General features: G+C 46.9%; 20 protein-coding genes. 10 read left to right on the top strand and 10 right to left on the bottom strand.

All coding sequences use genetic code 11. The annotated features are described in order from the left end of the window. The first annotated feature begins 20 nt into the window (after nucleotides 1-20). Nucleotides 21-2,417 (top strand): ABC transporter permease, encoded by a 2,397-nt coding sequence (locus tag IEY13_RS15870; RefSeq protein ID WP_188953827.1) that lies wholly within the window; start codon nucleotides 21-23, stop codon nucleotides 2,415-2,417. Nucleotides 2,418-2,492: 75 nt separating this feature from the next. Here the strand turns inward: IEY13_RS15870 and IEY13_RS15865 are convergent, their stop codons facing one another. Then, nucleotides 2,493-3,791, bottom strand: coding sequence for a BamA/TamA family outer membrane protein (locus IEY13_RS15865; RefSeq protein ID WP_229687889.1), 1,299 nt, complete (start codon nucleotides 3,789-3,791; stop codon nucleotides 2,493-2,495). A 111-nt stretch (nucleotides 3,792-3,902) separates the two neighbouring features. Between IEY13_RS15865 and IEY13_RS15860 the strand changes: the two genes are divergently transcribed. Genes IEY13_RS15860 through eutC form a run of 5 tightly spaced genes read left to right on the top strand, consistent with a single transcriptional unit; the run spans nucleotide 3,903 to nucleotide 8,220 of the window. Then, complete coding sequence (locus IEY13_RS15860; protein ID WP_188953825.1) at nucleotides 3,903-4,145, top strand: DUF6965 family protein; 243 nt, start codon at nucleotides 3,903-3,905, stop codon at nucleotides 4,143-4,145. 56 nt (nucleotides 4,146-4,201) lie between these two features. Continuing rightward, complete coding sequence (locus IEY13_RS15855) at nucleotides 4,202-4,717, top strand: O-acetyl-ADP-ribose deacetylase (protein ID WP_188953823.1); 516 nt, start codon at nucleotides 4,202-4,204, stop codon at nucleotides 4,715-4,717. Between the two features lie 48 nt (nucleotides 4,718-4,765). Then, nucleotides 4,766-6,076: an ethanolamine permease gene (gene eat / locus IEY13_RS15850; RefSeq protein WP_188953821.1), complete on the top strand. Its 1,311-nt coding sequence runs from the start codon at nucleotides 4,766-4,768 to the stop codon at nucleotides 6,074-6,076. Continuing rightward, on the top strand, nucleotides 6,073-7,449 hold the full coding sequence (locus IEY13_RS15845; RefSeq protein ID WP_188953818.1) for an ethanolamine ammonia-lyase subunit EutB: 1,377 nt from the start codon (nucleotides 6,073-6,075) through the stop codon (nucleotides 7,447-7,449). Before eat ends, IEY13_RS15845 begins: the two co-directional genes overlap by 4 nt. 9 nt (nucleotides 7,450-7,458) lie before the next feature. Then, a complete protein-coding gene (gene eutC / locus IEY13_RS15840; RefSeq protein WP_188953816.1) occupies nucleotides 7,459-8,220 on the top strand; it encodes an ethanolamine ammonia-lyase subunit EutC in 762 nt (253 codons plus the stop codon). Nucleotides 8,221-8,225: 5 nt separating this feature from the next. Here the strand turns inward: eutC and egtD are convergent, their stop codons facing one another. The 5 genes from egtD to IEY13_RS15815 form a co-directional block, all read right to left on the bottom strand. Further along, a complete protein-coding gene (gene egtD, locus IEY13_RS15835) occupies nucleotides 8,226-9,221 on the bottom strand; it encodes an L-histidine N(alpha)-methyltransferase (RefSeq protein ID WP_188953814.1) in 996 nt (331 codons plus the stop codon). Nucleotides 9,222-9,245: 24 nt separating this feature from the next. Next, on the bottom strand, nucleotides 9,246-10,397 hold the full coding sequence (gene egtB / locus IEY13_RS15830; protein ID WP_188953812.1) for an ergothioneine biosynthesis protein EgtB: 1,152 nt from the start codon (nucleotides 10,395-10,397) through the stop codon (nucleotides 9,246-9,248). Between the two features lie 9 nt (nucleotides 10,398-10,406). After that, entirely contained in the window at nucleotides 10,407-11,984 is a 1,578-nt protein-coding gene (locus IEY13_RS15825; protein WP_188953810.1) for an ABC transporter permease/substrate-binding protein, read from the bottom strand. Continuing rightward, nucleotides 11,984-12,949: an ABC transporter ATP-binding protein gene (locus IEY13_RS15820; RefSeq protein WP_188953808.1), complete on the bottom strand. Its 966-nt coding sequence runs from the start codon at nucleotides 12,947-12,949 to the stop codon at nucleotides 11,984-11,986. The genes IEY13_RS15825 and IEY13_RS15820 overlap by 1 nt, the downstream gene beginning before the upstream one ends. A 75-nt stretch (nucleotides 12,950-13,024) precedes the next feature. Next, nucleotides 13,025-14,464, bottom strand: a complete 1,440-nt coding sequence (locus IEY13_RS15815; protein ID WP_229687888.1) for a mercuric reductase — start codon at nucleotides 14,462-14,464, stop codon at nucleotides 13,025-13,027. A gap of 61 nt (nucleotides 14,465-14,525) precedes the next feature. On the opposite strand from IEY13_RS15815, the gene IEY13_RS15810 reads away from it, so the two are divergent. Next, a complete protein-coding gene (locus IEY13_RS15810; protein ID WP_188953806.1) occupies nucleotides 14,526-15,026 on the top strand; it encodes a DinB family protein in 501 nt (166 codons plus the stop codon). On the opposite strand, the gene IEY13_RS15805 is transcribed toward IEY13_RS15810, so the two are convergent. Beyond that, nucleotides 15,006-16,013 carry an App1 family protein phosphatidate phosphatase gene (locus IEY13_RS15805; RefSeq protein ID WP_188953804.1) on the bottom strand — a complete coding sequence of 336 codons (1,008 nt, stop codon included), beginning with the start codon at nucleotides 16,011-16,013 and terminating at the stop codon, nucleotides 15,006-15,008. The genes IEY13_RS15810 and IEY13_RS15805 overlap by 21 nt on opposite strands. A gap of 68 nt (nucleotides 16,014-16,081) precedes the next feature. Here IEY13_RS15805 and IEY13_RS15800 point away from each other — a divergent pair, with 68 nt between their 5' ends. The 3 genes from IEY13_RS15800 to IEY13_RS15790 all read left to right on the top strand — a co-directional run bounded on the left by IEY13_RS15800 (nucleotide 16,082) and on the right by IEY13_RS15790 (nucleotide 19,144). Continuing rightward, nucleotides 16,082-16,969, top strand: a complete 888-nt coding sequence (locus tag IEY13_RS15800) for a diacylglycerol/lipid kinase family protein (protein ID WP_188953802.1) — start codon at nucleotides 16,082-16,084, stop codon at nucleotides 16,967-16,969. Between the two features lie 33 nt (nucleotides 16,970-17,002). After that, nucleotides 17,003-17,446, top strand: a complete 444-nt coding sequence (locus IEY13_RS15795; protein WP_188953800.1) for a c-type cytochrome — start codon at nucleotides 17,003-17,005, stop codon at nucleotides 17,444-17,446. A gap of 126 nt (nucleotides 17,447-17,572) precedes the next feature. After that, nucleotides 17,573-19,144, top strand: coding sequence for a sensor histidine kinase (locus IEY13_RS15790; protein ID WP_188953798.1), 1,572 nt, complete (start codon nucleotides 17,573-17,575; stop codon nucleotides 19,142-19,144). Here IEY13_RS15790 and IEY13_RS15785 read toward each other — a convergent pair. From IEY13_RS15785 to gyrA, 3 genes are all read right to left on the bottom strand, one after another. Then, nucleotides 19,131-19,559, bottom strand: coding sequence for a response regulator (locus IEY13_RS15785; protein WP_188953796.1), 429 nt, complete (start codon nucleotides 19,557-19,559; stop codon nucleotides 19,131-19,133). The two genes, IEY13_RS15790 and IEY13_RS15785, sit on opposite strands and share 14 nt — an antisense overlap. 189 nt (nucleotides 19,560-19,748) lie before the next feature. Then, nucleotides 19,749-21,053 carry a hypothetical protein gene (locus tag IEY13_RS15780; protein ID WP_188953794.1) on the bottom strand — a complete coding sequence of 435 codons (1,305 nt, stop codon included), beginning with the start codon at nucleotides 21,051-21,053 and terminating at the stop codon, nucleotides 19,749-19,751. Nucleotides 21,054-21,087: 34 nt separating this feature from the next. Then, nucleotides 21,088-23,691, bottom strand: coding sequence for a DNA gyrase subunit A (gyrA, locus tag IEY13_RS15775; protein WP_188953792.1), 2,604 nt, complete (start codon nucleotides 23,689-23,691; stop codon nucleotides 21,088-21,090). Nucleotides 23,692-23,780: the final 89 nt, after the last annotated feature.

Genomic DNA, 23,780 nt, shown 5'->3' with positions numbered 1-23,780 from the left:
AAACATGTAAAACGGCTTTTATGCTTAAGAACTACTTTCTGATTGCCTGGCGCAATCTTCGTACACATAAAACCTACGCTGTAATTAACCTGGCAGGCCTGGCGGTAGCACTGGCAGCTTTTGGTATGATTGCCTTATATATACTGGATGAATACAGTTACGACCGCTACCATACCCGTGCCAACAGCATTGTACGGGTAACCCAGCACACCCGGTGGAACGGCAATGAGTTACACCAGGCAACCGTATCTGCCCCGTTTGCCCCTGCACTGCAGGCCGCTTTTCCGGAAATAGAAGCGGCGGTACGTATAGATATGGAAGGAGGGGGTGTTATTACCGCCGGCAGCAAAAAGCTGCAACAGGGGAATATTATTTATGCCGATAAAAGCCTGTTTACTATATTCAGCTATACATTTCTGGAAGGGGATGCCACCACCGCGCTGGCAGCGCCGCAAAGCATAGTGGTAGACCGCAGCACCGCCCAACGCTTATTTGGCAGCCCGGAAAAAGCCATTGGACAAACCATTTATTTTGACAACAACTACCCCAACACTATTACCGGTGTAATAGATGATGTACCTGCCAACAGCCACCTGCGCTTCAGCGCCGTACGCTCTTTTAACCAGGGCTATACCGAAGGCTGGCAAAACTTTCATATTTACACCTACTTACTGCTTAAAAAAGGAGTACAGATTAACCAGCTGCAGGCAAAAATGCCCGCTTTTGCCCAGGCTACCATTCAGTCATTGATGAAGGTGAAAGATTACAGCATAGCGTTACAGCCGCTGACCGATATACACCTGCACTCTGCTTTAAGCTTTGAGGCGGGCCGCAATGGCAGCATTAACCGCGTATATATGTTTATGGTAATAGCAGGCCTGATACTGCTGATTGCCATGATTAATTATATGAACCTGACCACCGCCCGCGCTGCTACCCGTGTAAAAGAAATTGGTGTGCGTAAGGTATCAGGAAGCAGCCGTACACACCTTATAGGTATGCTGATTACCGAGGCGTTGCTGGCAACGATGCTGGCAGCGGTACTGGCTATAATACTGGCGAAAGCACTGATGCCCTGGTTTAATGCCCTGAGTGGAAAAGAGCTGAACATATGGCGGTTTGGTACGGCTAACACTATACTTATTCTGTTTGGTTTTTCGGCCATTACGGGCCTCATAAGCGGGCTGTATCCTGCCTTATTTCTCTCTGCTTTTAAAACCGTACCGGCATTAAAAGGGCAAATGGGCGGTGTGGCAGCCGGGGTACGATTCCGCAAGGCACTGGTGGTATTTCAGTTTGCGGTAACGGTAGTAATGATTTCCTGTTCTGCTATTATTTACAGGCAGTTGCAGTTTGCCCTGCACCAGAACCTGGGTTTTAATAAAGAACAGGTGGTTACTTTTCATATCAACAGCAAACAGGTGCGCAGCCAGGTAGCTGCCATTAAAAGCAGGCTGCTGCAAAACACCGTGATAGAAGGAGTGGCTGCCTGCGGCAACCCCATAGGTAACAACGACCTGGGTGGTTTAGGTTACCGTTTTGAAAAGGAAGATGGCAGTTTTACCACCGCTACCGTTGCCGCGCAGGAGTTGATGGCAGATGCAGACTACCTGCCCACTATGGATATTAAGCTGCTTTACGGGCGCAATTTTGCAACCGGCGGAGGTGCCGATAAATATACGGCTGCGCTGATTAATGAAACCATGCAAAAGAAACTGGGCATAGCCAACCCCGTAGGCAAAAGAATACAATTTGCTATAAATGATGCCGGCAGCACGGATGAACGTACGATAGTAGGCGTGGTGAAAGATTTTAACACCTACTCACTCCAGCACAAAGTAGAACCACTGGTAATGGTAATGCCCCCGGTAAGCAATATGGAAGACAACCTGTATGTTAAAATAGCGCGGGGCAGGGAGCAGGAGGGACTGGCCTGGCTGGATGAGGTATATAAACAGTTTGACGCCACCGGTACTACGGAGTATCATTTTCTGGACGATAATTTTGCACGCCAGTACGAAACGGAACAAAAGCAGGGCAGCATAGCAGCCAGCTTTACCTTACTGGCCATATTTATTGCCTGCCTGGGCCTGTTTGGCCTGGCCACTTTTACCGCCGCACAACGCACCAAAGAAATGGGTATAAGAAAAGTACTGGGTGCAGATACCAGCACCATACTCCGGCTTTTTTCGCGCGATTTTATATGGCTGGTGGCACTGGCCTCGCTGATTGCGGTACCCTTTGCCTGGATGTTTATGCATAACTGGCTGCAGGGTTTTGCCTACCGCACCACTATACAATGGTGGTTGTTTGCCGGTTCGGGATTAATAGTGGCCGTTATAGCCCTTGTTACCATCAGTTTTCAGGCGGCAAAAGTGGCATTCAGTAACCCTGTTAAATCGCTCCGGAATGAATAAGCCCTGGTTACACAAAGGCGTTTTCTGCCTTACCCAGGCCAGGGATGTAAATAGCTGTTTACGGCTGGGGGAGGGCTAAAACGCCTCGTTTAACCCCAGAAAAAAGCCGCGGGAACCAAAGCGGCCCCAGCCATAATCGAGACACAGGTTGGTTCGGGTGGTTTTGTTAAACAGCACCCGAAGGCCGAGACCGCCACCAGGCTGCCATTTTTCAAATATGCGGGTGCCCGATTCATCGTTAGCTGTTTGTAAATGCCCAAAAACAACGCCACTTAAAAACTGATTGCGCAGTATAGGAAAACGATATTCCACCTCGCTGTAATTGTATTGTGTGCCTTTGAAATACTGCACTACATACCCCCGGCCGCTTCTGGCGCTCATATCTTTAGCCGTACCCGGCAACTCCAGATAAGGTATATTACCTGAAATAAGGTAGGCCCCCCAGTTCCATAAAGCCACTACATGCTCAGGACTACGGCGCGATAAGCTGATGTACTTACGTATGTCAGAATTGGCCTGCAGCGCACTGCGGGAGCTGCCCATCCACCGCTGGTTCAGGCGCAACCCCACATCGGCATACATGCCATGAAACGCGCGGTTCTGATTATCGCGGGTAGTATACTGAATGTTAAACAACAAGCCGTTGGCCATATAATGCCCGGTTTCAAAACCATGCCGGCCGCTGTATATTTTATAAGGTGTTAACGCGGTATCTCTTTCTGTTATTCTGCGCCGGATATCGAACGATACACCCAGCCCGGCAAACAGGTTTTTCTTAATTTCTTTATACACCTTCTCTCTGAAATTGTAAAACTGTGCATTTAAAGCCCGGGGACTACGACCTGGATTGTTAAGAATATAATCCATACCATTACCTATAGCAGGCGCTTCTGCTATGCCCAGCCCGTAATCTGGCGTAACTGTTTTAGCAGCTACCAGACTGCCCTGGAAATTCCATTTGTTGCCGGGTGTATAAATGTTGTGGCTGATATAAAAGTAAATAATTCCCTTGGTGGTAATAGAAGCAGAGCTGGCCGCTACCGACAAGTAGGTATTGGGATCGGACCCCAGCTTGCGGCCTGCCACCGCCTTAATACCCAGCTGCGCACCAATACTGGGGTTGGCGGCTATATTGGGAACGATAATAATACCGGATGATTTTTTATTGACTTTAGGACGGCCGGGATGAAAGATGTTCCGCGCCAGATCGCTGATATCGTAATGCCCGGAAATATCTTCCCCGGCAGGCAGCGGCTTGGGGGCCACACCATACTTTGCTGAATCTGTTTTTAAACTATCTGCAATAACAGGCTCCTGGGCAAGGATAACCAGGTAGCAACCACTTAACAATAAAGAGAGCAGGATACGTAACACGATGTTCTGTTTTCAGGTGTAATTTGACAGGTTTACAAGGGAGCATTGACAAATATTACACCAACCCGGCGGCTGTTACGGCAGCTGTAAAAAATATGTATATTTGGTTCTATGGCAATTACTCCCGTATCAGTTGAAGCAGTGCAGGAACTGCATGATTACTTTTCGGCCAATGAAAGCCGTATTCCTACATCGCTGCATATTACCAAAGCAGAGCTGGTAAATGATGCCCCGTGGCTTATTAATGAATGCTTTGCCATGTTATCTGACGAGGCTATTCCCGAAAGAATCAGAAACATGCGGTTGGACATGCTAAAAAGAATACGCGCTGCCATGGAAGCAAAGGAGGAATAGCGGCTTATTTTATTATAATTATCAGCGCCCTATATAAGGCCACAAACATACCCACCATGCCTACCAGAATATCCTTGATTAAAGGCGACATTACCCGCATACAGGCAGATGCTATTGTTAACGCTGCCAACTCCTCCTTACTGGGTGGCGGTGGTGTAGATGGTGCCATACACAGAGCCGGTGGTCCGGCCATTCTGGAAGAATGCCGGCAGATACGCAACCGGCAGGGGGGATGCGCCACCGGAGAAGCAGTAATTACCACTGCCGGCAAACTACCCGCACGTTTTGTGATACATACCGTTGGCCCCGTTTGGAACAAAGGCAATAACACCGAAGAAGCACTGCTGGCCAGTTGCTACCGTAACAGCTTACAACTGGCATTGGACAATGGTGTTAACACCATCGCCTTTCCCAATATAAGCACCGGCATTTATCATTTTCCAAAAGATAAGGCAGCAGCCATTGCCCTGGAAACGGTAAGGGGTTTTACAAATACAAACGCTGGTATCAGCGAGGTGATTTTTGTATGTTTTGACGACGAAAACTTTCAGTTATACCAAAAAGAACTGTAATGTGAATTGCAGGCAGAATACATTATATTCACTGTAATATAATATAACATGCCGGCAACTGCTAATACTTCGCTCAAAAAAGCGCTAAAACCCATTCATATCTGGGCCATTGCTGTTGGTTTGGTAATATCCGGAGAGTATTTTGGCTGGAATTACGGTTGGGGTGCAGCAGGTACTATAGGCTTTTTAATAGCCACACTGCTGGTTACCCTTTTCTACATCTGCTTTATTTTCAGTTTTACAGAGCTTACTACGGCCATTCCGCATGCCGGTGGCCCGTTTGCTTATGCATTAAGGGCGCTGGGCCCGTTGGGCGGGATGATAGCAGGTTATGCCTCTCTTATCGAATTTTTGTTTGCCGCGCCCGCCATAGCTTTTGCACTGGGCAGTTATATTCATTTTCTGTATCCCGCCGTTCCGGTACTGTATACGGCCATCGCTTCTTACCTGGTATTTACTACCATTAACCTGGCAGGTATTAAAGAATCTGCCCTGTTTTCTGTAATAGTAACCTTATTGGCGGTGGCAGAATTACTTATTTATCTGGGTATTGTTGCACCTGCCTTCAGCATCAGCAACTTTTTGTACCAGGCGCTGCCGGTTAAATGGAGTGGTTTGTTTGCAGCGCTGCCTTTTGCTATATGGTTATACGTATGTATTGAGGGGGTGGCTATGGTAGCAGAAGAAGTAAGAGATATAAAAAAAGATATACCACGCGGTTACATATCTGCCATTGTTACCCTTACCGTGCTGGCACTGGCGGTAATGATATTTACCGGGGGCGTTACGCAATGGCAGCAGCTGAGCGCTATTGATTACCCATTGCCCGAAGCAATAGGTATTGTGCTGGGCAAAAACAGCAGCATTACCCGTTTATTTGCCGGTATCGGGCTGTTTGGGCTTATCGCATCCTTTCATAGTATCATCATCAGTTACTCGCGCCAGTTATATGCACTGGGTAGAAGTGGCTATTTACCTGCCCTGCTGGGAAGGCTGAACCCACGGTTTCAGACGCCACATATTGCTTTGTTTGCCGGTGGCTTACTGGGCGTTACAGCGCTTGCCTGTTTTGATACCGGCAAGCTGGTAATTTTATCTACCCTGGGGGCCGTGGTAATGTATATTACCAGTATGGTAAGCCTGTTTGTGTTACGCAACAAAGCCCCGCAGCTTAACCGGCCATATGTAGCGCCTTTTTACCCGTGGATGCCGGGCATAGCGCTGGTACTGGCCTGTGTATTCTGTATTACCATCATTTACTTTTACCCCTGGCTAAGCCTGTTGTTTTTTGCTGGTATGACAGCTGTAATAATTGTATTTTACATAACCGGCCAGCATAAGGTACCCGTAACCATATGAGCTTTGCGCATACCATACAACAACATACTTACCGTTTTAATACGCTGGCAGAGTTGCTGGCCAAAGCCACACCACTGCGAAGCGGTGATGTACTGGCCGGACTGGCTGCCGGCAGTTACAAAGAGCGCGTAGCGGCACAGCTGGCACTGGCAGATGTACCGCTTACAACTTTTTTACAACAGGCCCTGGTGCCTTATGAAACAGATGAAGTAACCCGGCTGATTTTAGATACGCATGATACAACTGCCTTTGCACCGGTAAGCAGTTTTACCGTAGGTCAGTTGCGTGACTGGTTACTGAGCGACTATGCGGATACAGCAACCCTGCGGCAGCTGGCCAGAGGATTAACCCCCGAAATGGTAGCTGCTGTAAGCAAGCTGATGCGTAACCAGGACCTGATAAGTGTGGCAGCGAAATGTGAAGTAGTAACCCGTTTCAGAAACACCATTGGCCTGAAAGGCCACCTGGCAGTGCGGCTGCAACCCAACGACCCTACGGATAATATGCAGGGTATTGCAGCATCTATACTGGACGGATTGTTATACGGAAGCGGCGATGCTGTAATAGGCATTAACCCGGCCACCGACAGCCCGGAAATAACCGCCTCGCTGCTACGGATGCTGGATCAGTTGCGTATACGGTTTCAGATACCCACACAAAGTTGTGTACTATGCCATGTTACCACCACCCTGCAAATGGTAGAGCAGGGTATGCCGGTAGACCTGGCTTTTCAATCCATAGGAGGCACCGAAAAAACCAACAGCAGTTTTGGTATTACCCTGGCCCTGTTACAGGAAGCCAATGAAGCTACCCGTAGTTTGCAACGGGGCACCATTGGTAACCAGGTAATGTATTTTGAAACGGGCCAGGGCAGCGCCCTTTCTGCCAACGCCCACCACGGGGTAGACCAGCAAACCTGCGAGGTACGGGCTTATGCCGTGGCAAGACATTTTGATCCTTTTCTGGTAAATACAGTAGTGGGCTTTATTGGTCCGGAATACCTGTACGATGGTAAACAGATTACACGTGCCGCACTGGAAGATCATTTCTGCGGTAAGCTGATGGGTTTGCCCATGGGGGTAGATGTGTGCTACACCAACCACGCAGAAGCCGACCAGGATGATATGGACAACCTGCTTACCCTGCTGGGTGTGGCTGGCTGTAACTACATTATGGGAGTGCCAGGTGCAGATGATATTATGCTTAATTATCAGTCCACTTCTTTTCACGATGCCCTATACATAAGAAAAGTACTGGGCCTGCAGCCCGCTCCGGAGTTTGCAGCCTGGCTGCGGCAACAGGGCATCATGAACCAACAGGGACATATTTTACCCGTAACACCCGGCCACAAATTGTTACAGCAACCGTTTTAATACCCGTGTATGAGTGATATTATTCATGAAGATGCCTGGCAGCAACTGAAAGCTTTTACGCATGCGCGGATTGCGCTGGGCCGCACCGGCACAGCTGTTCCTTTACAGGAACAACTTCATTTTCGCATGGCACATGCGCTGGCACGCGATGCGGTACATACCCCGTTACAAACCCATTTGCTTGCAGAGGCGCTGGCCCCGCTGAAACTACCTTTACTACAATTACATAGCCAGGCGGGCAGCAGAGAGGAGTATCTGCAACATCCCGATATGGGCAGGAAGTTATCGCTGCCATCTGCCGCATTGTTACAACAACACACAACAGGTACCACAGATATAGCTTTGATGGTGGGTGATGGGCTTTCTGCCATAGCAGTGCAGCAACATGCCCCGGCACTGCTGCATACCCTGGTGCCGCTACTACGTAACCAGGGTTTTACGTTATCGCCACTTGCTATTATTGAGCAGGCCCGTGTAGGCATTAGTGATGAAACGGCTTATTTGCTAAAAGCCAGACTGGCCTTATTACTGATTGGAGAGAGGCCGGGCTTAAGCGCCGCGGACAGCCTGGGAGTATACATGACGTATAACCCCAGACCCGGACTTACTGATGAAGCAAGAAACTGTATTTCTAACATACGACCGGCGGGATTGCCACCGGCCGAAGCGGCACATAAAATTCACTATCTGGTGCAGCAGGCATTTTTACGGCAATTGACCGGCGTGCAGCTGAAAGACAATTACCCATCTGCTGCACTGCCGGAAAAGTAAGCTGATTATACTTTCCACAAACAATCTGCAAACCAGTTTTTGGTATCTCTGAAATCGGCCACGGGAGTAAAACCTGCCGAAAAAGCCAGCTGCTGTATTTCCTGAGGCGTGTATTTCTGAGATATCTCCATATAAATACATTCATCTCTTTCAAACTCCACTGTAACAGTATTACCTATACGCACTTTCTGGTTGGCCAGGCTTACCAGATAACTTTTACAGGCACCGGTAGCAGGGTCGTAACTGGCATAATGATCGAACAGGCGCAGTTTGAAATCTGCATTCAGTTCGCGGTTAATACGATGCAGCAGGTTAAGATTAAAAGCGCGGGTAATGCCCTGGCTATCGCTATAGGCATCCAGAATAACAGCAGGATGTTTTTTAAGATCAAAGCCAATCATCAGCAAATCGCCTTCTTTCAACTGCCTTCTCAGCTGGCGGCAGAAGTTAAGCGCCTGGCGGGTATCAAAATTGCCGATATTAGCACCCATAAATAACACCAGCTTGTTTTTATTACTCAATTCAGAAGCCTGATGCAGCATGCGCATATACTCGCCATGCAACCCCCTTACCTGCAAACCCGGCAAAGTCTGGGGCAGTTTGTTTTCCAGTTCAGAAATAATGCTTCCGGATATATCTACCGGGTAATAGGTAAAATCGGTACCGGTCTGTATCATTTCCTGTAACAGGTAAACAGATTTGGTAGCATCGCCCGCCCCCAGTTCAATTACATCGTAAGAGGGCAGCAGTGCGTTAATAGTACTGGTAATAGCACCCCGTTGCCGCTTTAATATCTCCATTTCGCAACGGGTAGGGTAATACTCCGGACATTGCATAATCTGCTGAAACAGCTTATCACCATTAGCATCGTAGAAATATTTCGAGTCCAGCCGTTTGGGGCTGCCTGTTAATCCTTCAATTACATCCTGTAAAAACTGATTCCGGTAAACCGTTAGCACCTGGGTGTTTGACTGTTCTGCCAAAAGGGTGTTTGTTTGCATAGCGTAGGTCTTTTAAAGTGTATATTATCTGGCAAGCCTTATGCCGGTAAACTGCCAGCGCAGGTGCGGATGAAAAAAATTGCGGTAAGTAATGCGACTATGGCCGGGCGGCGTAACTTCAGAGGCCCCGCGCAATACCATCTGGCTAACCATAAACTTACCGTTGTATTCGCCTATAGCACCTGGCGCTTTTACAAAGCCGGGGTAGGGCAGGTAGGCGCTTTCTGTCCATTCCCAACGCTGCCCCCAGTTAAACTGCTGCGCTGCAATTTCCCATTCAAACTCGGTAGGCAGGCGCATACCCTTCCAGGCTGCATAAGCCGCCGCCTCGTAATAACTTACATGGGCTACGGGCTCATTCATAGCCAGCGGCTGCAAGCCTTCCCAGGTATAGTACATCCACTGCCCGTTTAACTGATGCCAGTAAAGTGGCGCCTGTACCTGATGGTTGCGCACCCAATCCCAGCCCTCTGCATGCCAGTACCGGAAATCGTTATAGCCACCACTTTCAATAAATGCCAGATAGCCGGCATTGGTTTCCGGGGCAGATTGAATGGTAAAATTCTGCAGGTATACTTTATGGCGGGCATGCTCGTTATCAAAACAAAATCCGTTACCGGCATAGCCTATTTCATATACGCCTTCTTTTACAGATATGCCTGTTTTAGGTTCGGCCGCCACAGAAGCTGCCCCCTGCGGCCGGTTGCCGTAGGCAGGCATTAAAGGGTTGTGCCCCAGTATATACTTAATATCGGTATATAATAATTCCTGATGCTGCTCTTCATGGTTCAGCCCTAATATCAGCAGTTGCTGCAGTTCTTCGCTCAGCTCTTCCAGCAGCCATTGCTCCATAGCGGCATCTACATAATTACGGTAACTGTAAATATCTTCTACCGAAGGGCGGCTGAGGTTACCACGATCGGTACGTATTACTCTTTTGCCTACCGACTCGTAATAGCTGTTAAACACAAAGTTGTAATCTGCATCAAATACCTGGTAGCCGGCGCAATGAGGCACCAGCAAAAAGGTTTCGAAAAACCAGGTGGTATGCCCCAGGTGCCATTTGGGCGGGCTAACATCTACCACAGGTTGCACTACATAATCTTCTGTTTTAAGAGGCTGACAAATGGTAACGCTAAGGTCGCGCACCTTTTTGTACTCGTTTAATAGTTGCATAAAATCTCGTTATAAGCGCGGTTGTGTGTTGATATACGTTTTTAGCTGCGATATGGAATGCACCTGCAAAGCCTCACTCTGTTCGCGCCGCATCATTAATGCGTAGGTATTATTAAAGCCAACCGGCTTTAACCACTGTAAACCATACCGTTGCAAAAACTCTGCTTTTACATGTGCATAAACCTTTTCCGGGTAAGCAATCAGGCTGTCCGTTACCGCCGGAGGAGCCTGTAACAATACCAGTAATCCGGTACCGGTATATTCCGGATACAAATCAATCTGCCGGTTTACCAATGCATCAAAACAGATTTTAGTACCCCCCAGGCCGGTTTTTGTTACAACTTCCAGGCCGGTATGGCCTTCCAGCAGTTGTTTGTACAAGGCAGCCAGCACATACCCATCGCCAAACATTTTGGCCCCTATAACAATGCGCCCGTTTCTGCCTCCCTGCGGTTGTTTATACAAACCTTGTGCTGCCAGAAAATCTTTAGCCACCTTTTCGGGGCTTTCTCCATTATAATCTACCCGGTAATTAAGCGCCGTCATTACTGAATCATTAATTCTGCCAGCCACCAGGTTCAAAGCCGGCTCCAGCTGCGGGTATTGCTGCAGCACTTTGGTATGCACCAGGGGCGCTGCGTAGTAAGGGGGGAAGATATGTTTATCATCTTCCAGGGCCACCAGATTGTACGCTTTTACCCGGCCATCGGTGGTACTGCCACTGATAACATCCAGCGTTTTACCGGCAATAGCCTTGTACATAATCATATCATTAATAACTACGGTAGACACCTGCATGCCGTAAACCTGCTGTAAACCCAGATATCCATCGTGCCTGCCCATAAATTCGGGTGTAAAACCTGCCAGCAGTTTATGGCTGCGTGTTGCCGGCAACCAGTAAATAAGCGATCCGGCCAGCAACGCCACCAGCATTACCGCCGCCGCCCGTTTCATTTTACGGATATTGAGGCGCTGCAGCAGATGCAATACCGCATCGCACAGCAAAGCCAGCAGCGCGGCAGGTATGGCACCCGCCAGTATCATGTTGGTATTATTAAGTGCTATACCACCAAATATAAACTCGCCCAAACCGCCCGCTGCTATATAGGCTGCCAGCGTGGCTACCCCCACAGTAATCACTGCCGCGGTACGTATGCCCGCCAGTATTACCGGCATGGCCAGCGGCAGCTGTACTTTTGTGAGTATTTGTTTGGGAGTCATACCCAGGGCCCGGGCAGCCTCCACTATAGCAGGGTCAATACCGGTAATGCCTGTATACGTGTTGCGTATGATGGGTAACAGCGCATATAAAAACAGCGCTACAATGGCCGGTTTGGCACCAATGCCCAGTAAAGGAATCATAAAACCCAGCAGCGCAATACTGGGTACGGTTTGCAGTACCCCGGCAATACCCAGCACTATACCGGCCATGTTTTTACGCCGGCTTATCCAGATGCCCAGCAATACACCCGCTGTTACGGCTATAAGCAGGGCGCTAACCGTAAGGCCTATATGCACCAGTGTTTGTTGCAGCAGTTTACCGGACTGCTGTTGTATAAAAACCCACAAAGAAGGCTGATCGTTCATTATTTGTGTTGTAAAGCTTTTTTGTACTGGTTCATGGCCTCTGGTAAATTTACCCGGTTTATCATTTTCTGCTTTCCGGCACAGTGGGTAGTAACCAGTTCTGTACCAGTTGATAATAACTCCATTACCTGCCAGCAATCGGCTGTAGCGGGCAGGGTAGCGGTAGCTGCATTATTATCAGGTGTATAATCGGGCAGCCAGGGGCATAGTTTCTCTATACGTATAACGCGGAATTCCAGTAAAGTGCGGTGGGGGTTACAAAAGGTACGCACAAAGTCGCCGGCCGGCTTAAAAAGCAATTCTGCAGGCGTGCCCAACTGCACAATACGGCCACTATCCATCAGGCAAATGCGGTTGCCCAGCATAAAAGCTTCTTCAATATCATGCGTTACCATAATAATAGTGCGCGCACCTGCTTCTTCCAGCCCCATAAAGTCTTCCCGCACCTGCAGCCGTGTAACAGGGTCCAGCGCCCCGAAGGGTTCATCCATCAGTAACAGGGGCGGATCGGCTACCAGTGCGCGGGCAATGCCTACCCGCTGCTGCTGCCCCCCGCTGAGCATAGCGGGATATTTTGCTGCAAACCTGTCTGGCGAAAGTTGTAACCGCTCCATCAAGGTATAAGTAGCCTCGCGTATACGATGGCGGGGCCAGCCTGAAAGCGTGGGCACCACCCCTATATTTTCTTCTACAGTATAATGCGGAAACAATCCGTTCTGCTGCATTACGTAGCCTGTTTTACGGCGCAACCGGGTAGCATTGGCTGCTGTAAGCGTTTCTTTTCCAATACTTATGGTACCACTATCGGGTTGTATAAGCCCGTTTATCATTTTAAGCGTGGTAGTTTTACCGCACCCGCTGGTGCCCAGCAGCACCATTATTTCGCCATCATTAACAGTAAATGATACATCATTTACTGCTTTATAGGAATGAAAACTTTTTGATATGCCTGCTAATTCAACCATGTAATTTGTGCGTTCGGATGATGTATTGTAGAAAATGCTACCCAAAGTCTTATCCTGTAAGATACGTAAGGCAGATTATTTCCCCTGCTGCATAAACAGGTTATTAAGCGATTCTGCATATAAAGGATGCGCTATCATCATATAACGGATATCTTCTCTTGTGAACCCGGCCAACATAGCCATTTGTAATACGGTAATGGTTTCTCCGGCCTGTTCTCCTATAATAGCTGCCCCCAGTATATGATCGGTTTCGCTGTGTACAACTGCCTTCATAATGCCTTTGGTAAACCCGGTTTCTATACCTCTGGCCACGCGGGTCATAGGTAAGGTAAACACGGTAATGGGAATGCCTTTTTCCCGTGCTTCCCGCTCGGTAATACCTACACGGCCCAGTTGCGGATCGGTAAACATACAATACGGCACAATACGACCTTCTATATTCAATCCTTTGTTTTCCAGCAAATTGCGGAGAATGACTACATAATCGTTATAGGCTACATGGGTAAACGCCGGGCCTCCTTTAATATCTCCCAAAGCATAGATGCCCGGAACGTTGGTTTGCAAATAAGCATCAACCTGTATAAAACCCTTATTATCAATAAGTAATCCCGCATTTTCTACCTTTAGTTTATCGGCATTCGATTTTCGCCCGGTAGCCACCAGTAAGTGGGTTCCGGTAAGCGTTTCCGGTAATTTGTTTTTATGCAGATGCACTACAACATCTTCATTCATCTGCCGCTCTATGCGGTCAATAGAAACGTTTGTATGTACGGTAATGCCCTCCTGCTGAAGTATGCCGTGAATACATTCACTGATATCAGCATCCTCCTTGTACAGCAGCGCGGGAGATTTTTCTAAAACAGTAACCTTACTTCCCAGCCGGTGAAACAGTTGGGCCATTTCCAGCGCAATGTAGCTGCCTCCCAGAATAATCAGATGCTGAGGTAGCTGGTTCAGTTGCAGCAATTCTTTAGAAGTAAGGTAAGGTACTTCCGCAAGCCCGGGTATATCCGGAATAGCAGGCCGGCAACCAGCATTGATATATATCTTTTCTGCGTAGTAAAGTTCTCTTCCGCCGGTGGGTAATTGCACTTCTACGGTATTGGGTCCGGTAAAAGCCGCCTCACCATATACCAGTTGCAGCCCTTCTGTAGCTTTTATACCCGCCTCCGAACCATCGCGGAAACGCTGTACCACTTCGTTCTTCTTTTTCCAGATGGCTTCGTAGTCAACAGTCATGCCCGGGGCAAATACATGCCATTGCGCGCTGTTACGTACCCGGTCGGCAATGGTAGCATGGCCTATCAGCGTTTTGGTGGGGGTACAGCCTTCATTTACACAGGTACCGCCTACATGTTCTTTTTCAATCAGCACTGTTTTATATCCCGCTGAGGCCAGCTTTTTAGAAAGGGGGGTACCTGCCTGTCCGCTGCCGATAACAATCGCATCCACTGTATTCATTCTTATTACCTTATGGTGAGTTGATAGTGTGGTGTATGCGGGCTCAAATAACATACCAGCAGAATTTACCTATGGCTGGCATTATTTTATAAGTAAACCTGCAAAAAAGAATACTATGAGCACCAGATCAACAACCGCTGCCAGCCACGCAGCCATTCTATCCTCGTTAAAACATTTACTGAACGGTGGCAACGCCCATGTTAGCGTAGAAAAAGCATTTGAAAATATTGAACAGAAGTATAGGGGAGTGGTACCCGAAGGACTTCCCTACAGCTTATGGCAACTGGCGGAACATATCCGTATTACACAATGGGACATACTGGAGTTTTGCCGTAACCCCAGCCATCAATCGCCTCAATGGCCCGATGAATACTGGCCTGAAAAACCGGAACCAGCCAGCAATAGCGAGTGGGATAAAACTTTACGCACCATTAATGCCGACCGCAAAGCTTTTATTGAGTTGCTGGAAACGCCTGATATAGACCTGTTTACGCCATTTGCCCATGCTGACAATAATCAGAACATGATAAGGGAAGCCATGTTAATTGCCGACCATACTGCGTACCATACCGGAGAAGCTGTGGTAATAAGAAGGTTATTGGGTATTTGGAATTAAGCCAATTTCTCTGGAATGGGCTATGGCTGTTTTGCTTTCTCTGAAAAGGCAACAGGGAATACCCGCCTGCTGCAGGGGCTGCAATAATGCTTCGGTAGCCGTATTGTTTTTTTCCACTACCGAACGGATATAGATGGCTTTTATACGACCCGGAAAATGGCCGGCTACCGAAGCATAAATAACAGGATCCTGCTGAGAGTTATCGCCCAGCAACAAAAAAGACTGCTCCGGAAAAGCTTCCATTACCCGCACTATACGGGCAAACTTTCCCTGATGGCGCGTTCTGCCGGTTTTCCATAATTCATTCCATCGCTTCAGCTGATTCAATAAAAGTATGCCCTGCGGCATTTTTTGCACCTGCAGAAACTGCCGCAGGTAGCTGTATAAATTCCATTCGCTGCTGGAGATGTAAAAGAAAGGGTTGGGATTAGCACCGGTGTTTTGTGCAAATTGTAACAACTGATAGTGTCTGGCCACATCGTCAAACGCCTTCCGGGTTTCTGCATTGTTACCCAATAGGGTAACCAGCCGCTTTAAACGGGTGGCTGAATAAGATACCAGAAAAGTATCATCTATATCTGAAATAATTCCCAGTTGTGTAATATGCGGCACCGTTAGCCTGCCCTGGCAACGGGCCAGTTCCTCTGTTCCGTTATAACAAATTACCGTTACGGCATGCTCGCCTGCGGGCACACTGCTGTCTGCGCTCCACTCCAGCCTGAAAAAGCCATCTGTTTCTGTAACACCACTTACACTGGCAGTACCCCATTGCAACCGTACCTGCATACCCGCCACCGGCTTTTGGAAAAACAATCCCAGCAGCATACGTATATTGCGCCAGATGGTGTTTTTATGGGGCTTCTGGTCGGTGCTTATACTAAGTACATGACCATATATATGCAGTTGCTGTGCATGCCCAAACCCACGATACACCTTAATGGCAATGCCTTCTTTCAGCCCCAGTTGTTTCAATAGCCATCTTTTCATCAGCTTATCCGTTTCTGGTATGATGTTCGTCTAAAAACCATACCGGCATTCTATGTAAAGCCCCAAACATGCAACTACTTTTTATTGTTAATCCGGCCGCAGGCTCCGGTCAAAAAAATACTGCATCACTTATTCAGGAATGGCTGAATAAGGTTAACCCTGGTTATGCTACCCATATTCATGAGTTGCCCTCTGAGGGAGATTGTGTTGGCGATATTGAGGCGCTGGTAAAAACGCACCAGCCGCAACGCGTAATTGTTGCAGGTGGCGATGGCACCGTTAAAATGCTGGCGGGTATTCTGGCAGGCACCCATATACCACTGTCCATATTACCCACGGGCTCCGCAAACGGAATGGCAGCAGAATTGGGATTGCCTGTAAACCTGACTGCCGCCCTGGAGCTGGCAGTATATGGAAAGCCACGTGCCACCGATTTAATTAAAGTAAATAATGAATGGTGTATTCACCTGAGTGACATTGGTTTAAACGCTTTATTGTTACAATATTTTGAAGAGATACCGCAACGCGGAATGCTTGGATATGCGCGTGCGCTTTTTACCATGTTACGACAGCGGCCAAAATGGAAACGGTTAAAACTGCTGATTGAAGCAGATGGCAAAACCTTTAACCGCAAAGCACTGATGGCTATTATTGCCAACGCCACCAAATATGGTACGGGCGCCATTGTTAACCCGCAGGGGAAAATAAACGACGGCCGGTTTGAACTGGTGATTATAAGAAAACTGCCGTTGGGAGAAATTATAAAAATGCTGATTACCCGCAAACCGTTTAATCCCTGGAATATAGAAATTATAGCTTGTAAGAAGCTAATAATCAACACAAAAACTCCGGGACCATTCCAGATAGATGGCGAATTCAGAGGGCCTGAAAGTAGGGTAGAGGCAGAAATTGTACCGGGCACTCTCCTGCTGGTATACCCGGATGCTCCGGCATAATCCTTGAAACAATCATCTTAAAATGAAAAACCTATGAAATTATCCATGCTTTTATCCGCTGCTCTGGTAGTTGCTACAGTATCCTGTCGCCAGTCTGGCAATTCCACCGGTACAGCTACTGCTACCGACAACCTTATTAACAACGCACAAACCGCCACAAATGAGGTTTTGGCTGGTGCGCAGCTGATTACGAAATCAGATTGTTTTACCTGCCATGCAGTAGACAGTGTGGTAACCGGTCCGGCTTTTAAAACGATTGCCCAAAAATATCAGCATATTGAAGGAAATGTAAACAAGCTTTCCAACAGTATTATAGACGGCAGTAAAGGCATCTGGGGCCCGGTAGAAATGACACCACATCCGTATGTTTCCACTGCAGATGCGCAGGAAATGGTACGTTATATTTTTTCGCTCGATAGCACACATACAACTGATACTACGGGTACTTATGGCAATCTGAAGTCTAAACCCCGGTAAATAAGCGGTACTGTTACTATATTTGTGTCATCCGTTACCCGTCCAATTATCCTGTAGAACAACCAGTTTTTGAAATCCATTATCCGGTGGTTTACCAGCCTTAATTGTACTTATTAAGCTGAAAGGATGACATTACTGTTGAAACGTTTCGCAGATATATCCATTGCGAAAAAACTCTATTTTACTGTAGGTATTATGGCCCTGTTAATAGGGCTGGAACTGTTTGCCTTGTTTTTTTCTGTAAGCACGCTGTCTGCCTTGCGTGGTTATGTGGGTGGCGAGGGCTTGTGGAGTAAAGGACAGAAAGATGCGGTTTACTACCTGTTATTATATGGAGTAAACCGCCAGGAGGCAGATTATATCCAATATAAAAAGAACCTGGAAATTCCGCTTAATGATGGTGTTGCCCGCCGGGAAATGATGAAACCGAAACCCGACAGAAAGCTTATACACGAATCTTTTCGCAAAGGCGGCGTACATGAAGATGATATTGACGGCATGGTGAACCTGATGCGGCGATTTCATGACAATTATTACATCAGTAAAGCCGTAGCAGCCTGGGAAGCTGCCGAAGCCGCCCTTACGGAATTGATTCAGATTGGCGATCAATTGCACACAGAAATAAACCGACCCAGGCCGGATGAAAAAGTAATTCACAATCTGCTGGTTAGAATTGAGCCTATTAACCGGGGAATTACTGAAAAGGAAAACGAGTTTTCCTACGCGCTGGGGGCAGGTTCCCGATGGCTGGAAAATTTTGTACTGAAGCTGCTGTTTGGTATAGCCCTTACGGTAGAAATATCGGGTTTGCTGCTGGCCATTTATGTTAACCGGGGCATTAAAAAAGGCCTGAATGGCATACTGGTAGCTGCACGCGCCTTTACCAAAGGCCAATGGGGTAAGCGCGCGGCAGTGTACGCCAGGGATGAAATTGGAGCTGTTGCCATTGCTTATAACGCCATGGCAGAAAAGCTGGAACACCACATTCGCGATACTGAGGTAAAAAATAAAGAACTGGAACAGCTGGCCTACGTAGCCAGCCACGACTTACAGGAACCGTTACGTACTATGACCAGCCTGGTGGAACTGTTTAAAACCGAGTACGGAGAAAACATGGATGAAACCGAGGCACAGTATCTGGATTTTATCAGCGACGCTGCTACCCGTATGCAGCACCTTACCAAAGCATTGCTGGATTACAGCCGCATTGGCCGGGATAAACATACCGAAATAACCGACTGTAACAAACTGGTAGCGGAAGTGCTTTCTGACTTACAAACGCTGTTACATGAAAAACTGGCCCATGTTGCCGTAGCGCCTTTGCCTGTATTATTAGTGTATCCGGTAGAGCTAAAGCTGTTGTTTCAGAATCTGATTTCCAATGCAGTTAAGTTTCAGGCTCCGGATAGTATTCCTATGATTTCTATAGAGGCTGAGAAACAGGATGCCGGATGGCTGTTCTCGGTAAAAGACAACGGAATTGGGATTCCACCGGAATATCGGGAAAAAATATTCGTTATTTTCCAACGCCTGCATTCCCGGACACATTACGAAGGAACCGGCATTGGCCTGGCGCATTGTACCAAAATTGCAGCGTTGCACAACGGTACCATCTGGGTAGAATCTGCCGTAGGCGCCGGCAGCACTTTTTATTTTACCATCCAACTGGAGAATACAGAATCAATTACACCGCTTTAAGAAACAAATGCGGAAACAGCTGCAGCATAATGTCATTCATTTTATCCCGGCTCAGCGGCTTTGTTTTGAAGGAAGCTATTTCAGGAATACACAATGCTTTTTCTTCGTCGTCCGGATTTGTGGAGGTGGTTAACATAACAATCGGGCTGTTGTGCGTAATTGTGTGCGGCAGTTTCCGGAATTCCTCTATAAATTCCCAGCCGTTCATACAAGGCATGTTTATATCCAGAAAAATCAGATCCGGTGCAGCATTACCCTCGCTAAAATTGTTTTTCAGATAGTCCAGCGCCAGTATGGCGTTTTCACGGATGGTAATTTTATCTGCGCAGTCCATTTTTCTTAGCAGAAAGGAATTGATGAAGTTTACAGCAGCATCATCGTCAACCAGCAAAATGTTGTTTAATTTTTGCTTCATAGAAAACAGTTTCTAACCAACAGATGTTAAATACAGATTCTATAGCAATTTAAAACGCACCATCCGGGTTGCCATATTCATTTTGTTCACGCCACACTCCTTTGTTCAAGCTTAAATAATTACCCATAATTAGCATTATGTTAAGTTGATGTTTACAAAAATGCCCCGTTGCTCACGGGGCATTTTTGTTTATTTGTACATTCCGTGCTCGGAATCGTATTGCTTGTATTTAGCATCATACTTATCGTAGTCAGGAACGCTCTTGCCTCTCGCCTTATCTCTCTTCCACTGATACAGGTTTGCAAGAAAATCTACGCTTTTAGATAAACAGGATGTTTCTACTTTTTCACGCTCAGTTTTAGCTTTCAGAATGTTGTAAGCTTTTTCCATCCAGTCAATGGATTTATCAGCCAGTGCTGTTTGTTGTTTTACAACTTCTTCACGTTTTGCTTTCAGTGCAGCGCCTTCGCCACGTAAAGCATAAAACTGATCTTCCAGTGCGTTAAACTGCTGATACAGCAATACACCTGCGTTGAATGCATAAACACCGTTCTGCTCGCTGGCGAAAGCTTTACCAAAAGCTTCAGAAGCCATCCATTTTACGTTGTTCTGCTCTGCGCTGTCCAGTTTGCTTAATTCCTCTTTAGGAACGTTGGCAAAATATTCAGCGTAAGTAATATATTCTTTACCGGTAAGCTTACCTGCGCCATCTGCTTCTTTATACTTGGAAAGCATTTGTGTAAGGCTGGCGTTCTTGGTCATGAACTCCATTTCGTAAGCATTCCACAGCTGGCTTTCGTTGGGATATAACTCCTTAGATAAAGCCAGGTATTTGTTGAATTCAGCTGCATCTTTAGCGTCCAGTGCAGCATTCAGCAGATAACGGTAAATTTCAACGAAGTCTTTACCACCAATTTTTTCTGCGGCGAATTTTTTGTAGTAATGAAGTGCACGCTCGGTATTTTTAGCGTTTTGTGCAGCATAACCCGCGTAAACTACTGTAAAGGTGTCGATATTCTGTTTGTTGTTGCCCAGGCCATTTTTAGAAATAAAATCGCCCATGTCTTCTGCAACAACAAAATCTTTCAGTGCTTCATCCCATTTGCTTTCCTGGAATGCTTTACGGCCCTCATTAAATTTAGAAGAGTATACAATGCTTACAGCACGCATACCGTTTTCTTCCTTCAGCGCTTTTAAAGTAGGATCTTTAGCAGCGTATTTTTTAATAGCATCGTAAGTTTGCTCACCTGCATCAGGATATTTGCCTTTCAGGCTGCTATCAAAGTATACTTCCGCATAAATTTTAGCCTTCAGTAACAAAGCTGCCGGGTTTTCAGAAGCCTTAGGATCAGCAAAGGTTTTGTCTATTTCCTTTTTGGCATCTTCATATTTGCTCAGCAATAACAACTTGTTCGGCTCATCCAGTTTCTGAGCCACTACAGCCTTGCCAGCAACCATCATACTTACTGCTAACAGTAGGTTTTTCATGTTCATAAACACATCATTTTTTTAATGTTGGGTATTTCTTTTAATTCTCGGTCGTTGCTTCTTCCTCTCCGCTTTCCGGTGCCTGATTTTCTCCTGCCCCGTTTGATTCTGTTCCTGCCTCTGTTGCGCCTTCCACGTTTTCTGCATTTTCTTCTGCCGGCTCTTCCTGCTCTTCAATTTTTGAAATAGCAGCAATTTCGTCGGTATCACTCATACGGATCAATTTAACCCCCTGAGTGGCACGGCCTGCTTCTTTAATGCTGGAAATAGCGGTACGGAGCGTAATACCCGATTTACAGGTAATAATAAGATCTTCTTTCTCTTCCACATCAACAATCCCCACAAGATGACCGGTTTTTTCGGTGATACTGATGGTTTTCACGCCTTTTCCGCCTCTGTTGGTAATGCGGTATTCATCAACCGGGGTTCTTTTACCAAACCCTTTTTCACTTACCACCAGAACGGTTTTTGTAGTGTCCTCCTTATTGACACATATCATGCCAATCACCTCATCCGTTTCGTCGTCTACTTCTATACCCTGAACACCAATTGCACCGCGGCCGGTAGAACGTACTTTCTCTTCGGGGAAGCGGATAGCACGACCACTTTTCACCGCCATCATAATTTCACTGGTACCGTTGGTCATTTTAGCTTCCAGCAGCTGATCGCCTTCCACAATGCTGATGGCGTTAACACCATTCGCTCTCGGGCGGCTGAACTCTTCCAGTAAAGTTTTCTTAATAATACCCTTTTTGGTGCAAAGGATAATGTAATGGCTGTTTACGAAATCTTTATCATTCAGATTCTTCACATTAATAATGGTTCTCACCTTATCATCTGTAGGTATCTGAATCAGGTTCTGGATAGCACGTCCTTTACCTGTTTTATCACCTTCCGGAATTTCGTACACCTTCAGCCAGTAACAACGTCCTTTTTCGGTAAAGAACATCATGGCATCGTGTGTAGAAGCTACAAACAGGTGCTCTACATAATCTTCCTGGCGGGTTTTGCTGCCTACGGCACCACGGCCGCCACGGCGCTGCTGCCTGTATTCAGTAGCGGAAGTACGTTTAATATAACCCAGGTGAGAAATGGTAATTACCACGTTTTCTTCTTCAATCAGGTCCTCAATACGCATTTCATCTGCCATGTATTGAATCTCTGTTTTACGTGGATCGCCAAATTTCTCTTTAACTTCCAGTAATTCGGTTTTGATAAGATCGTAACGCAGAGCTTCGCTGGCCAGTAATTCTTCCAGGCGGTTAATAATCTGCATCAGATTGTCGTATTCTTCCTTAATCTTATCTCTTTCCATACCGGTAAGGCGCTGTAAACGCAGTTCCAGTATCGCTTTGGCCTGAATTTCATCAATGCCCCAGCCGGCGTTAATTAATCCATCCTTCGCCACTTCCGGAGTAGATGAATTACGGATTAACGCAATTACCTCATCCAGGTGATCCAGCGCAATCAGGTAGCCCTGTAAAATATGAGCACGCTCACGTGCCTTTTTCAGTTCATATTTCGCTCTTCTGATAATAACCTCCATTCTGAACTCAACGAACTCAGAAATCAGATCGCGCAGGTTCAGAATTTTCGGGCGGCCTCTTACAATAGCCACGTTGTTAATACCGTAGCTGGTTTGCAGTTCGGTATATTTAAACAGCTGGTTAATAACCACCTGTGCCACCGCCTCGCGCTTAAGGGTAACCACCACACGCGTACCTTCACGCATGTTACTTTCGTTATTCACGTGGGCTATGCCCTCTACAATCTTTTCAGTTACCAGCTGGCCAATACGGTCGGTAAGTGCATCGCGGTTTACCTGGTAAGGCACATCCGTTATAATGATTTGTTCACGGCCGCTGTCTTTGGTTTCCACATTGCATTTACCACGCAGTACCACCCGGCCACGGCCGGTTAAAAAGCCCTGCCTAACGCCTTCCATACCAAAAATGATCCCACCGGTAGGAAAATCAGGCGCTTTTACATATTGTATCAGGTCTTCCGCTGTAATATCACGGTTTTCAATATAGGCCACACAACCATCTACCACCTCGCTCAGGTTATGGGGCAGCATGTTGGTAGCCATACCTACCGCAATACCGCTACTGCCGTTTACCAGCAGGTTAGGAATACGGGTAGGCAACACAGTAGGTTCTTCCAGAGAATCGTCAAAGTTCGGCTGAAAATCAACGGTTTCTTTTTCAATATCCACCAGCATACTTTCAGCCACCTTTTCCAGCCTGGCCTCCGTATAACGCATGGCAGCCGCATCATCGCCATCCTGGTTACCAAAGTTACCCTGTCCGTCAATCAGCGTGTACCGCAGGCTCCATTCCTGCGCCATACGCACCAGCGTATCGTAAATAGCACTATCGCCGTGAGGGTGGTATTTACCCATTACCTCACCCACAATACGGGCCGATTTTTTATAGGGTTTGTTACTGTGGTTTCCCAGTTCATTCATGGCAAATAATACGCGGCGGTGTACCGGTTTAAAGCCATCCCTTACATCAGGTAACGCACGGCCCACGATTACACTCATGGAGTAGTCAATGTAAGCCGTTTTCATTTGTTCCTCAATATTCACAAGGATAATACGGTCATTATCGCTTGTTTCCTGTGGCAATAAATTCTCTTCCATTATTGAATGTGTTCCTCTGTGTTTTGTATTTACAAACCGATCGGCGAAGATAGTTATTTTTTATGTTAACTGATTCTTCACAATAAAAG

This window comes from Filimonas zeae (genome assembly GCF_014641615.1).
GTDB lineage: Bacteria > Bacteroidota > Bacteroidia > Chitinophagales > Chitinophagaceae > Filimonas > Filimonas zeae.
Note: the sequence above shows the minus strand (reverse complement) of the source record. Positions and strands in the feature narration are given on the sequence as shown.